The sequence below is a fragment of the Affinundibacterium seohonense genome (assembly GCF_014284305.1).
In the GTDB taxonomy this organism is placed as follows: Bacteria; Pseudomonadota; Gammaproteobacteria; order Burkholderiales; family Burkholderiaceae_D; genus Undibacterium; species Undibacterium seohonense.
In genome coordinates, this window is record NZ_JACOFW010000021.1 from 1 (window position 1) to 13,952 (window position 13,952).

Annotated in this window: 11 protein-coding genes; 5 read left to right on the forward strand and 6 right to left on the reverse strand. The window is 45.7% G+C overall.

The window, feature by feature from the left end:
* Positions 1-149: 149 nt before the first annotated feature.
* On the reverse strand, positions 150-866 hold the full coding sequence (locus tag H8K52_RS15970) for an endonuclease/exonuclease/phosphatase family protein (protein WP_186923911.1): 717 nt from the start codon (positions 864-866) through the stop codon (positions 150-152).
* 61 nt (positions 867-927) lie between these two features.
* Positions 928-4,998, reverse strand: coding sequence for an ATP-dependent RNA helicase HrpA (gene hrpA / locus H8K52_RS15975; protein ID WP_186923970.1), 4,071 nt, complete (start codon positions 4,996-4,998; stop codon positions 928-930).
* Positions 4,999-5,061: 63 nt separating this feature from the next.
* Here hrpA and argA point away from each other — a divergent pair, with 63 nt between their 5' ends.
* The 4 genes from argA to H8K52_RS15995 all read left to right on the forward strand — a co-directional run bounded on the left by argA (position 5,062) and on the right by H8K52_RS15995 (position 8,295).
* The gene (argA, locus tag H8K52_RS15980) at positions 5,062-6,372 is read left to right on the forward strand and encodes an amino-acid N-acetyltransferase (protein WP_186923912.1); all 1,311 of its coding nucleotides are present in this window, start codon (positions 5,062-5,064) and stop codon (positions 6,370-6,372) included.
* 98 nt (positions 6,373-6,470) lie between these two features.
* A complete protein-coding gene (locus H8K52_RS15985; RefSeq protein WP_186889198.1) occupies positions 6,471-6,743 on the forward strand; it encodes an oxidative damage protection protein in 273 nt (90 codons plus the stop codon).
* Positions 6,744-7,182: 439 nt separating this feature from the next.
* The gene (locus H8K52_RS15990) at positions 7,183-7,419 is read left to right on the forward strand and encodes an Hpt domain-containing protein (RefSeq protein ID WP_186923913.1); all 237 of its coding nucleotides are present in this window, start codon (positions 7,183-7,185) and stop codon (positions 7,417-7,419) included.
* A gap of 72 nt (positions 7,420-7,491) precedes the next feature.
* The gene (locus H8K52_RS15995) at positions 7,492-8,295 is read left to right on the forward strand and encodes an HD-GYP domain-containing protein (protein ID WP_186923914.1); all 804 of its coding nucleotides are present in this window, start codon (positions 7,492-7,494) and stop codon (positions 8,293-8,295) included.
* 177 nt (positions 8,296-8,472) lie between these two features.
* Here H8K52_RS15995 and H8K52_RS16000 read toward each other — a convergent pair whose 3' ends face one another.
* Positions 8,473-10,026 carry a S10 family peptidase gene (locus H8K52_RS16000; RefSeq protein WP_186923915.1) on the reverse strand — a complete coding sequence of 518 codons (1,554 nt, stop codon included), beginning with the start codon at positions 10,024-10,026 and terminating at the stop codon, positions 8,473-8,475.
* Between the two features lie 230 nt (positions 10,027-10,256).
* Between H8K52_RS16000 and H8K52_RS16005 the strand changes: the two genes are divergently transcribed.
* Complete coding sequence (locus H8K52_RS16005; protein WP_186923916.1) at positions 10,257-10,601, forward strand: hypothetical protein; 345 nt, start codon at positions 10,257-10,259, stop codon at positions 10,599-10,601.
* Positions 10,602-10,659: 58 nt separating this feature from the next.
* On the opposite strand, the gene H8K52_RS16010 is transcribed toward H8K52_RS16005, so the two are convergent.
* The 3 genes from H8K52_RS16010 to H8K52_RS16020 are packed head-to-tail and all read right to left on the reverse strand — an operon-like array spanning position 10,660 to position 13,648.
* The gene (locus tag H8K52_RS16010) at positions 10,660-12,222 is read right to left on the reverse strand and encodes a peroxidase (RefSeq protein WP_186923917.1); all 1,563 of its coding nucleotides are present in this window, start codon (positions 12,220-12,222) and stop codon (positions 10,660-10,662) included.
* Positions 12,223-12,234: 12 nt separating this feature from the next.
* Positions 12,235-12,936 (reverse strand): hypothetical protein, encoded by a 702-nt coding sequence (locus tag H8K52_RS16015; protein WP_186923918.1) that lies wholly within the window; start codon positions 12,934-12,936, stop codon positions 12,235-12,237.
* Positions 12,926-13,648, reverse strand: coding sequence for a hypothetical protein (locus H8K52_RS16020; RefSeq protein WP_222613805.1), 723 nt, complete (start codon positions 13,646-13,648; stop codon positions 12,926-12,928). Before H8K52_RS16020 ends, H8K52_RS16015 begins: the two co-directional genes overlap by 11 nt.
* Between the last annotated feature and the right edge of the window lie 304 nt (positions 13,649-13,952).

Below are 13,952 nucleotides of genomic sequence, written 5' to 3' on the forward strand. Positions count from 1 at the left end.
TCAACGACTACTCGTCGCTGGAAAACCAAAGATGATCGCTATCATTGCCTGCATGAGGAAACTTCTTTCTTTGGCCTTCGCTATTTTAAAATCCAAGATCCCATTTAATCCAGAATTCGCTTGACGGGCGAGACAGTATCTACATGGCTTTAGCGTTCTTTCTTGGAAACCTTGACCGTAAAAACCAACGGAATATGGTCGCTAAACTTTAGCCACTCTTGCGGCGAAAATATCTCGACTAAATTTTCATTACATTCAAACATATCATTAGTCGCAAATGCGTAATCTATGTGATATGGCTTTTCTAGTTCTTTCTGAAGAAAAAAAGTAGGTCTTGTTTCTTCTCCTTGAAGTTCACCGGTAAAGCGGTGATAGAGGCTACTCATATTGACATGCTCCAACTCACGAACCACATCACTATGATTCCACCATCTATCCCAGACGTCCCATATTTTATTACTGTTAAAGTCACCACAAAGAATCGTTGGTTCAGCAAACCTTGACTTATGCAATGTCAAATATTTCCAAAGTTGTCCGATATATCCAAATGTTGGAGAGTTCGCCTGTTTCGTCCAAACACCTACTAAATTGAACGAGTTATTTATTCGAACAGGCAAGAATAATTCTAAATTATCACTCGCCCAATCTAAGCTTTTTAAGTTAATTTGCTGATTCGCGAAAATCGCCAAGCCTCGATTCTTGTTTGTCCCCACCCATCGATAATTCGTTGCCCATTCTTTAAATTCACCTATGACGAACTCTGGATTTTCACACTCCTGAATAATGTAAATATCGGCACGAATTTTCTCGATCTCTCGAAATTTCTTTCTAAATGCACCATTACAATTCCATGTCACAATTTTCATATCACTTCCGATATCGTCATTATTGAACGCAGGTGAACTTCTCCAGCAACATTACTCCAATCTACCGCAACAAACTCTCCCAAACCTTCTGCAAACGCTTAACCGACACTGGCATAGGCGTCTTCAATTCCTGAGCAAACAAAGACACGCGCAGCTCTTCTAATAACCAGCGAAATTCAATCAATTTAGGGTCAGCATCCACTCCCGATTTCCGCGGCGTGCGTTGCCACGGCTGGGCGACGCTGTTCCAGTCCGCGAGTAATTTCGCATCTCGCGTTGGATCCGCACGTAGTTTATCCATGCGTACGGTGATCGCTTTGAGATAGCGTGGATAATGCGCTAACTGTGCGAAATCGACTTCGGCGATAAAGCGTTTGGTGACTAAATTTTGCAGTTGCTGTTGCATATCTGCCGCTGCCTGCGCATGGGCTTTGAGGCCTTGTAGCTTTTTCGGCAGGCTGTAGTATTCGGCCAAAATTAAGCCTGCTAAACGGGCGATTTCGTTGGCTAATAAATTAAGTCTGGCCTTGCCTTCATCGCGGCGTTTGTTGAATTCGCCTGAATTCTTCGGCAGCGGCGATTGCATGAAGGCGCGATCTAAAGCGGTTGTAACGATCTGCTCACGTAACTCTTCTTGGGACCCTAAGGACATAAATTGCATGCCCATTTGCTGTAAACCTGGGATGTTTTTTTCTAAGAACTTGACTTGCTCTTTCATCTGTAAGGCGAACAGACGACGTAGGCCTGCGTGATGAACACGCGCGGCTTCGTCGGGGTCATCGAAGACTTCGATGTGGCAATGCGTTTGTTTGTCGACTAGGGCTGGGTAACCGATTAGGGTTTGTTTGCCTTGTTGGACTTCTAATAATTCTGGGAGTTCGTCAAATGTCCAGGCTGTTAAGTTTTCTTGTTGGATTGCTGGGGCTTTTGTTTCTGCTTTGCCGACCTGTTTCGCTGAACTTGACGACGCTGGAATCCCGCTTTCGCGGGAATGACGGTTAACATAGGATTCGGTTGCTGATGATTTAGAGCTATCTAACAATGCTAATTTATCCGCACTAGCAATCTTCTGAAAACTCTCACGCGCTTGTGATCCAAACTCGGCGCGTAGTGTGGCGAGGTTGCGGCCCATTTCTAGTTGGCGTCCGTGTTCATCGATGATTTTGAAATTCATCGTGAGATGCGCTGGAAGCAATTCAAATTTGAAATCGGTGCTCAAACACTGTAAGCCTTTTTGCTCGCGGATATCGGCGATTAGGGTTTCTAAGAAATTACCTCGGCCGAATTCATTACGTTCACAGAATCCCGCAGCGTAATCGGGCAGCGGTACGCAATGGCGGCGGATTTTTTGGGGCAATGATTTAATCAGCAACTGTACTTTTTCTTTGACCATGCCCGGCACTAACCACTCGCAACGATCACTTGATACTTGATTCAGAGAGAACAAAGGTATCCACAGCGTGACGCCATCACGCGGACTGCCAGGTTCAAAGTGATATGACAGTTGCAAACCCACGCCTGAGACTTGCATAGTCTTAGGAAACACATCAGTGGTAATACCCGCCGCTTCGTGGCGCATTAACTCATCTTTGTTCAGATAGAGTAATTTAGGATTGCCCTTGGTCGCTTCTTTATGCCATTGCTCAAACAAGACTGCGTTATACACGTCTTGAGGTAAATGCTTGTCGTAAAACGCCGCGATCAAATGATCGTCGACCAGCACGTCTTGCCGACGTGATTTGTGTTCGATGTTTTCAATTTCGCGTATCAGTTTTTGGTTGAAGGCCAAGAACGGCGCGCGGGTATCGAAGTCACCTTCAACTAGTGCATCGCGAATGAATATCTCACGCGCTTCTTTAGGATGCGTTAAGCCATACTGTATGCGTCTCTGGCTGTACACGACTAAGCCGTATAAAGTTGCTCGTTCAAAGCCCGAAACTTGACCAGTACGTTTCTCCCAGCGTGGTTCGCCGTAGGACTTTTTGAGTAAATGCCCGCCGACTTTTTCTAGCCATTCGGGTTGTATCTGTGCGAGGCAGCGACCATACAAGCGAGTGGTGTCGACCAGCTCCGCAGCCATGAGCCATTTACCCGCTTTTTTCGCTAAGTAGGAACCAGGCCAAATATAAAACTTAATAGCGCGTGCGCCTAAGTAATGTGAATCCTCTTCCGATTTGAATCCGATATTGCCGAGCAAACCTGTCAATAAGGCTAAGTGCAATTGTTCATACGTCGCTGGCGCTTCGTTGATACGCCAGCCCTGCTCTTTCACGATGGTGAGCAATTGCGAATGAACCTCGCGCCATTCACGTAGACGCATTTGACTTAGGAAATTGCTGCGACAATTGTCTTGTAATTGACGATTGGTTTTTTTGTGCTCAATCGCATCTTCAAACCATTTCCAGATTTTGAGATAGGACGTGAATTCTGATTTTTCATCAGCGAATTTTTTGTGTGCTAAATCGGCTGGAGTCTGCGCATCCATCGGACGATCGCGTGGATCTTGTACCGATAAGGCTGCTGCAATAATCAAGACTTCACTCAAAGCCTGATTATCACGTGCGGCCAAAATCATGCGGCCTACGCGCGGATCCAAAGGCAATTTTGCGAGCTCTTTTCCGACCGCGGTCAATTGATTGCTGTCATCCATCGCGCCCAACTCTTGCAAGAGTTGATAGCCATCAGCAATGGCACGACCTGGTGGTGGTTCGATAAATGGGAAACTCTCAACATCCGTCAGGCGCAAAGACTTCATCCGCAAAATAACGGCGGCTAAAGACGAACGCAGAATTTCGGGTTCGGTAAATGCCGTGCGTTGTTTGAATTCTTGCTCATCGTAGAGACGAATACACACACCAGCCGCGACACGACCGCAACGACCAGCACGTTGATTCGCTGCGGATTGGGCGATCGCTTCGATTTGTAATTGCTCGACTTTATTTTTATAGCTATAGCGCTTCACGCGCGCCAAACCGGCATCGACGACGTAACGTATGCCTGGCACGGTCAAGGAAGTTTCGGCAACATTGGTCGCTAAGACGATACGACGCGCATTCGAAATCTTGAAGACTCGTTCTTGCTCTTGGGCTGATAAACGTGCGAACAAAGGCAAAATTTCTACATGCGGTGGATGATGCTTACGTAGAGCTTCTGCTGCATCTCGGATTTCACGTTCACCTGGCAAAAACACCAGCACATCACCTGAACCTAGACGACATAATTCATCCACAGCATCCGTGATCGCGACCATCAGATCACGTTCTTTATCTTTTTCATCCGCTTGAATTGGGCGATAACGTACTTCGACCGGATACAAACGTCCCGATACTTCAATCACAGGCGCGGCTTTACCGTTCTCACCAAAGTGATTCGCAAAGCGTTGTGCGTCAATCGTCGCGGAGGTGATGATGACTTTGAGATCCCGACGCTTAGGCAATATCTGTTTCAAGTAGCCGAGCAAGAAATCAATATTCAAACTACGTTCATGCGCTTCATCGATGATGATGGTGTCGTATTGGCGTAAGAGCGGATCGGTCTGTGTTTCAGCCAGCAAAATACCGTCGGTCATCAGCTTGACCGAGGCACCTTTGGTCAAGGTATCCGTAAAGCGAACCTTAAAACCGACGTGCTCGCCCAATGGAGAATTCAATTCTTGCGCGATACGCTTCGCCGTCGATGAGGCAGCGATACGACGTGGTTGCGTATGACCGATCAAGCCTTTTTGACCGCGTCCTAGTTCCAAGCAGATTTTGGGTAATTGTGTGGTTTTACCTGAACCAGTTTCACCGCAGACGATGATGACCTGATTTTTCTTCAATGCCTCGGCGATTTCATCGCGCCTGCCTGAAACGGGCAATTCTTCAGGATAAGTGATTACAGGCGGCGGGTTACGGAATGGCAGCGCAGGCTCGGGTCGAGTTTCTGGCTTTTGCTTAGGTTTTTGCTGGCCCACTGAAGACTTGGAGTCAGATCTAGAGTGGGCTTCATTTACCGGTTTACTAGCATTTTCATTACGACTTTGCTGCATCGTCGTCGCACCAGATTTTTCCTTTTTGGGAAAATTAGTCGGTTTAACTTGTTGTTGGGCTGCTTGTCGCAGGCTGTCACGCAAAGCCTTCAAGTCTGGAGGCATTTTTTTTGGCGATTTTTGGGGAGTTTTATTATCAGACATAGCGGACGCGATTATAATCCGTCCATGGAAAATTCTGTTCAATTCGTTCACTGGCTGCGCTCCGTCGCGCCGTATATTCATGCCTTCCGTGGAAAGACCTTTGTGGTCGCGTTTCCGGGGGAACTCGTGGTGGCCGGCGCCCTGCCCGTTTTGGCGCAGGATTTATCGCTCCTCCATGCCCTAGGAATCAAAATCGTGATCGTGCATGGCTCGCGTCCACAAGTTGCCGAGCAACTAGCACTGCGTAATGTTGAAGGCCGTTTTCATAATGGCTTACGTATCACCGACACGGCGGCGCTTGAATGCTCCAAAGAAGCTGCGGGTGAATTGCGTTTGGATATTGAGGCCGCATTTAGTCAAGGTCTTCCAAATACGCCTATGGCACATGCGGCGATCCGAATTATTTCTGGCAATTTCGTCACTGCAAAACCGATAGGCATTGTCGATGGCGTCGATTTACAATTGACCGGAACGACCCGTAAAGTTGCGTACGATACCATTGATCGTATTTTAGATGCTGGCAGCTTGGTTTTATTGTCTCCGCTAGGTTTTTCACCAACGGGCGAAGCATTCAATTTGACGATGGAAGACGTTGCTGTATCCGCGGCGACGGCACTGCGCGCAGACAAATTAATTTTCATCTCTGAAACACCAATGATGGTCGATCAGGACGGCGATGAAATTCGTGAGCTATCGTACAAACAAGCTGAGTTTGAATTAGAAAAAAAATATCTTCCTTCTGACTCGGCCTTCTATTTGGAACATGCGGTCAAAGCTTCCCGTGGCGGCGTGCCCCGTATCCATATCGTGCCGTATAAAATTGACGGCTCCGCCTTGTTAGAACTGTTCACACACGATGGCGTCGGCACCATGATTTCCACTGAAAATCTGGAAAGTTTGCGCGAAGCAACGATTGAAGATGTCGGCGGCATTATTAAGCTAATCGAGCCTTTAGAAGCTGACGGTACTTTGGTCAAACGTGGTCGTGAATTAATCGAACGCGAAATTAATTATTTCTCGGTGATTGAACATGATGGCGTGATCTTCGGCTGTGCGGCACTTTATCCTTTCCCATTCGACAAAATGGGTGAAATGGCGTGCTTAACGGTGAATCCAGATGTACAAAGCCAAGGTGATGGCGAGAGAATTCTCAAACATATGGAAAAACGTGCACGTCGTGCGGGCTTTCACTCTTTATTTGTCTTAACGACACGCACAGCCCACTGGTTTCTCAAACGCGGCTTCGTGCAAGCGAGCGTTGACGATCTACCAAAAGACCGCCAAAAAATGTATAACTGGCAGCGTAAATCCTTGGTTTTGATCAAGCAGCTTTGATGCTAGCTTACACTTGAATGGGGATTCAAACGTATAATCACGATTGATAAGTATCCGTTGTCACCCCAGAATTTTGAATTATTGAAGGAGTACCGATTATGGCTCGCATGGTCCACTGTATTAAATTAGACAAAGAAGCTGAAGGCTTAGATTTTCCAACATATCCAGGCGAACTGGGCAAGAAAATTTACGAGAGTGTTTCGAAAGAAGCTTGGGCTGCATGGTTAAAACATCAAACTATGTTAGTCAATGAAAACCGTTTGAATCTCGCAGACACCCGTGCTCGTAAATATTTGGCGACGCAAATGGAAAAACACTTCTTCGGCGACGGTGCCGATGCAGCACAAGGTTATGTGCCACCAAGTGAGTAAGAATCAACAAGTGGCTTTCTCCAATGTAAAGTAAAAAAAGCGACCCAATCCATGGTCGCTTTTTTTATTGTGTTCCCTCTGAAATGAGACCGAATTCGGCTTCATAAATCCCAATTAAGCTAATCGCTGCCTCCGTAGAAGTTGGCCTTACAGCGGCGGCTAATGTCACACCTCTAGAATGTGGTTTTTATGGCGTATTGTAGTTAATACCTTGCTCGATCGTGAAATAGATACCAAAACGAAAGTCTATCAACGAAGCACTTATCTACGGAATGCATGAGCCAGTAACAGAGAACCAAGCAGAACTCCGTGGAAGCAGACGTAGCGCCATTTGTCTCACTGTGCACTCACATCAGAGCAAAAATAACAAAATTTGACGTACACTGATGTGAAAATATAGCGGATCAATTCATCTTTATCCACTTAAGGAATTTGTTCCATGAACGACTACGACAAGCAAGAAGCATTAGTGTGCCCGGAGTTCCTAGCGATGGAACACACAATTATTGATGATTTTGTCTCTTGCACTAGAGAGAGTTGTGCTGAAACGGAAACCTGTGTCAAAGCCTTAGACCGAGGGGCTGGGCATGATTTTATCCATCGCTTATTCCGCGCTCTGCATTCACTAAAAGGTAATTGCCAGATGGTGGGTTTAACGCCGTTCACTGAGCCTTGACACAAAGTCGAGGATATTGTCGCCAGAATTCGCTCATTGGCTATTCCGTATACTCCCGCCGTAGGCGAATTTTTGCTACTAGCGACCGACGAGATCGAAGATTTGTTGTCAGAGTTAATCAACACTAGGCAAGCAAACAACTCTCGTCGACTGCTGCTGTGCCGTGTCAGTGAAAATTTGCTACGAGAACTGACGCCAAGCAATGTCGATGCTGAATTTCAACAAGCCATTACTTTACTCGACAAAAAAGAGCGCAGCACAAGCTCCAACTACAAGACAAAAAAAGTATTACTTGAAGTTCCCCCCGATCTTGAATTCATGTGCAATCTATCCGGACACATTGATAATCTCAGCATCTATAGAAAAAATCGCAGTGATCAAGTGGTGCAAATGACAGAGCAATTAAATCAAGCCATGGGTTTACCGGTTGATCCAGTCCAACTACAGGCCGCATCATTAATGCACGATGTTGGCATGAGCTTTATTCCGCATAATATTTTCAACAAAGAAGGCGCTCTGTCGAAAGAAGAAACTCGCAAGATCCAAGAACATGTTGTGATTGGCAGTCAGTTTTTATTACGCTTTGGTGGTTGGGACGAAGCGGCGCGGATGGTATTAGATCATCACGAACGCTACGATGGTTCAGGCTATCCAAATGGCGTAAGCGGTCAACAGATTCACCAAGGCGCCAGAATGTTATCCATAGTCGATACCTTTTGCTCTATCACCACTGAACGTTCAGACCGTACCTTTAAGAAAAGCTTGCTCAGCGCGATTTCCGAAATTAATGCCAATAGTGACACGCAGTTTGATCCCGAGATGGTGCAGGTTTTTAACGACGTCGTCCGAAAAATCATGATGAAGCCAAATCCATAAATAGAGACTTCCTGCTTGAACTTTCAATGTCTTAGACAAGTATACGGACGTTTGTCAGGCTCCATCACTCAAAAAAAACGGCGTCCATTTGATTAGCAATAGACGCCGCTTTTTCAACGCATTTATTCAACTCGTTTATTCAACTCACTTAACTAAGTCATTTGCTTAAATCCGAATTTAATACTTAGCAGCCTGACCAGCGGCTGGCGTTGCTTTTTTAATGAACTCACGGATGTGTTCATTGGAAGTCGCCAAGTCTTCTGAACGTAGATACATCATATGACCACTGCGATAGCCTTTAAACTCCATGCGATCTTTCATCTTGCCGCTGGGATCGACTTGCCACATCGTATATTTGGCATCAAAGTAATTCGTCGCGCCATCATAATATCCAGATTGCACCATCAGACGCATATAGGGATTTTCTGCCATCGCTAAACGCAAGTTTTCGCCAGTATTGTCATTGCTACTGTCCCAAGGATGAACGGGGCCAAACATGTTGTATTTCACATCGGTCTTATACTTCAACACATCACGCAGATAATGATTAATCGCAGGCGTGAAGGAATGCAACCACGACGTCAACTCCGCATTGTAGTCGGGTCCACTGCCCGCTTCTTTACGATCAATACCCAGATAACGTGAGTCTAGTCGCCCCACTGTTTGTCCACGACTACGTAGCAATTCCTTCCAAAAATACGCTGGCGGCATGGCTAAATTGTGTTGCAAGATCACAGACTCAGAGACACCAGCGTATCGCGCCACTTTCGAGGCAATATGTTGACGTTGAACTGGGTCGATAAAGCCACCTTTTGACAACGCCGGAATGAAGTCATTTAGCGTGAAATTTTCGACTTCTGCCAAAACCTCATTTAAATCGCGCTTCTGCAAATCGGCAGGCAAAACTTTGTGATGCCAGGCGGTCGCTGCATAGTAAGGTAAGCTCAATGCGTCGTTGACTGGGCCATCGCGCTTAATCCCTAAACCCGTCGGCGAGACCAAGATCACACCATTTAAATACATCCAATGATTATTTTGCAGTTCTTTCGCCAAACCAGAAACGCGTGTGGTTCCGTAGCTTTCGCCAATTAAATATTTCGGTGAATTCCAACGACTATGACGTGACACAAAGGTGTTGAGCCACTCAGCTAAATATGCGATGTCCGCATTCACGCCGAAAAACTGCGCTCGATCTGCTTTGGGGTCAAGGATGCGAGAAAAGCCGGTATTCACAGGGTCGATATACACGATATCAGCCACATCTAAAATCGAATGTGGATTATCGCGCACACCGTAGGGCTGTACCGGATACCCTTCGTCGTCAATGTTGAGCATTTTAGGGCCAGTGTAGGCAACGTGCATCCACACCGATGCGGAACCAGGTCCACCATTAAATGAGATCACCAGTGGTCGCTTGTCCTTTTGACTAACATCACTACGCTGATAGTAGGTATAAAACAAAGAGGCAATTACTTTGCCATCTTTATCCCACACTGGCTGGGTGCCTGCGGTCGCCTTATAAGGAACAGCCTTACCTTTAATATTCACCTGCCCATTAGAATGTACCGCTGATTCAGCAGGCAAAATTCTTTCGTTTGCAATACTTGCGGACTTGGCCTTGTCATTCGGTGCTGGATTCGGTGTTGGCGTGACTGCGCTAGTTGTCTCTTGGGCATAAGCTTGGGTGAGGCAAAAGGCCATGCTTGCCAGTAAAAATTTTGTCGTTTTCATCGTCTCGAATTTCCTTTGTCGTTATTATGCTTAACTGCTAATTTATACATTATGGATCTAAAGAATTAATACGAATCTCTTTTAAGATCCTGCGGTTGGAAGGGAAATCCCTAAGAAAGTTCCCGACTTCCCATTCTTTTACTACCGTTCAAATACGCACATAGCGCCAAACGAACTGTCGATATGCGTATAATCTCGAACAATCTAGACTGATCAGGAAACGAATTCATATGAGCAATAGTACAGATATAGAAATCTGCGGTGCCTTCAAAGCCACTGATGCCAACGGCAAAGAACACGCCATCAAAGGTATTCGCATTTATGACGAAGGCTATGGAATTATTGATGTCTTTGTCGATTTTGCGGCAAACATGGAAGCGGGTAGTTTTCGCGACACGGTTTTAATCCAACAAATCCTCACGCGTTTGCGTAGTGTTGGGTATGTGGGGCCAGATTTTTTCGCGACCGATCCAACTTTACAAGAGCGTAAAATGATCGTCTTAGAAGCACCCGAAGAGTTTTGCCAATTTGCGAAGACCAAAGGATGGAAAAATTTGGCGGAAGAATTTGAGTAAGATTGTAAAAGAAAAAGCGCAGATGATACTGCGCTTTTTGCTATAGGTAACACACCGATTATGTCGGATCCACCACACCCATCGCTATCATACGTAGTGCCGTCAAACTAGGAATAAAGAAATATTCCCCACCGCGCGTTTCCACCAAGCGTGGAATCTTGCTCAAGAAATACGGAGCCTGATCGCTGTCTGGATCTACCTGCAAGACTGCCTTACTAGGAAATTGTTCATCAGTACTATGATTGCCTAGCAAGATTTCCTTATCACTGCCAGCCTGAAAATCATTGCCGTAGTTAATCCATTGTTGCTGCACGAATTCAAATTGACGATTGATATCGGCGTTGAGCATCATAATGACGATGCCGTGATTGCCGTCATCACGGGTACGATCTTTCACCTGGCCATATGGTAGACCGCGACGCAGTAATCGACGACGATTCGTCAATGCACCAGGTGTATCAAATGCACCTTCATTAAAGATCATACTTCCAGGTTTTGTGCCTTTCACCATTTCCAGCGAAGCGCGTGGATTAATGCGGCGGATGTGTGAACTGAATGGACATTTTGCGCCACTCATATCCTCATCATAGGTAAAGTCACTAAGCATTTTGTCTTTACCTTTGTCGTCAGCGCCCATGAAAGCCATATCAAATTTTGCTTTGCTTTCAGTGTCTGGCGCTTTTACCAAAGGTGCACCATTGTCACGCCAGCGACCAACAAATTTCGCTGCCAATAGCTCTTTACCACCTGGATATTTTTTGCCGTGTTCTTCCAAATAAGCATCAAAGGTCGCCACGTTTTCATGCAATTTTCGGTAAACCATATAGGTACCATTGCGAGACAGCAAAACTGGTTGTGGCGCGGGTGGATATTCATGGGCTTCATCGATATGACCAAGCAGAAATTCCCCCGTTGCTAACGGCGCCCAACTACCGTCCTCCATTTGTTTGCCACGGCCATGCACGTTCAAATCATAATTTGGCGTGCCTTCAAAGACTGGATCACCAATGCCGTCGGTATAACCAAAATGCTCTTTAGAGGTCGGCCGGCCATTCTCCATGACCACATTCACATCTTGATAGTCAAATAGCTCGCCATCCTCACCTAGATGACCACCAAGAATAACGACGCCATCTTGGTAGTCTGCCACCACAGCTTTGAGCCAAGCATAGCTCTCTTCCAGCAGCGCGGGCAGGCGCGCATTCAGTGAAATGAAGATATGCACATCTTGCTCCCGCGTTTCGCGATTTCCCGCCCAAATTGGATCCCAATTATCCGGTGCACTTGGCCCATCGTCTCCTAGGATATCGCGTCGATCTTTCATCCCGGCGACGAATTCATGCGAGAAACCAATCAAGGAAGAACGAGGCAAATCGAGCTCTTTTAATCCTTGGTAGGCAAAAGCAATATTGACAGTCCAATTTGGTTGTTTAATCTGCCCTGGACCATCACCCCACTCCACCGAGGACGTCACACGTTTAGTGACCGCGCCGACAAAGGCACGTCCTTTGGCAGAATCACGAATATTTAAAAAGACATAGCGCGCTACCGGATACCCAAAACGCCCATATGCGCGAATCACATTACCTTGAATGTCAGTCAAATCTAATTGTTTAGTCACAGTATCACCTGATTAAAGTCGGTATTTACCAGCAGCCCAAGTCGGCGCGGTGAGATTGGTCGGAGCGACACGTTGCATGAACGCTTGCAGATTAATCTTGATCGTTGCGGCGTCTAAACCTTGATTATCTATCGTGAATTTTGCAAGTTCCTGTTTCAAGTACAAGGCCTTTAATTGCTCTTCTAATGGCTCATCATTAGAGCCATTAAAAAACAAAGACGCGGGCAACTGGCACTGTTTCATATAGCGAATAAAAGAATCCGCATCCCGCACTTTTTCGAAGCCATAGCAATGATGCCAAAGCTCCTTCACGCGATCGCTGATGGCATTCCACATACCCCGTAAATAACCATCCAAATCGCCGTTTTCACCACCATGAAAATTACTAGAAAAAACTAAATACCGATTTTTTAAATGGTCTTCTCTCGGCACTGTATTTCTTCTGATCGAATCAGGAACTGCCGGTAGGAAATCACTAAACGTATCCGGAGCACCGCCCGTCGGTTGTGATTCCGTGTACACATCATCGAGTACAAAAAACCGGCAGAGGTAAGTCTGCGGCACTTTGGCCATTGGACTATTCTCTTCAAAATTCCACTTTTGTAGATGGTCACGGATCACGTCTGCATAAGCAATTTCATCTTGCGTATAGCCGCTCTTGATCGGCGACAAAATCGTTAAGGCATAAGCGCGACCACTGATATTACCCGCCATGTTGTTCTCCTTGCGTTGGCTTGCCTATGTTGCGTTCTAACAGTGCCTTTTCTGCGATTTCTTTTTTCAAGCGCCCATCATGCCAACGCTGACGACGTTCGACTTGATAGGCAGACATACTGATAATCGGCGTCGGATGCATTTCCCCCAAATCGTGCTGCAAGCCACGTACCAAGGCGTTATAGCGTTTCATAAAGTCGTCATCACTTGCGTCTAAAGGCTGCTTCTGAAAAGCGATCAAAGCGTCCTTCACAGCTTTAGCGCTCTTGATATCATTCGATGCCGCCAGCGGATAGGCGTTGTAGTAATGAATCGTTTCGATCTGGTTGTAACGGATGTAGTTGTGAAACGGTGTCAATGGTACTGATTTCGGATAACGAATATTCCACTTCCAAAACAAGTCGAGTCCACCGGGAATCGCAAAGGTGAACGAGTCTACATATTGATCCCAGCTGCCATTAAAGTTACTAAAAAACAGCATGTAAGAGTAATTCAATTCCTCTTTTGGTTGCTTGGGGTCTAAGTGTGGAAACTTATCTCTACCAATAATCACCCAACGCGCATAATGAATTAACGACAGCGTAATCAAGCCACGCAAAGTCGATGGTTTCTTTAAAGCGATCCAGAAGATTAATTTATTCAGCCATGTTGTGTACCACCGAATTGGCGTAATCACATTCATGGAATAAGCCTTACCTGCAATATTCGACATGCTCTCCCTCCTTTTCAATTTCGATTATCAATACAAACTAAAAATCAAGCTAAGTTCCCAACAAACCGTATCATTTTTACTTACTAATAGGGCAAGAGTTTCCTATCTAGGCTTAATAAAGTCAATTGCCTAAAAACTTATTTCTTTATTCGTCGCTTTTAGGAACAGACTCAAGGATTTCTAGCTCCTCTAAGCAAATTGAATGCCACCTCGGACGATAGATCGTCAATCACAATGCTAATCATTAAGGAAGACATAAATCACTTATATCTAGTGGCAATACTTAAACTCATTCTCAATTTTT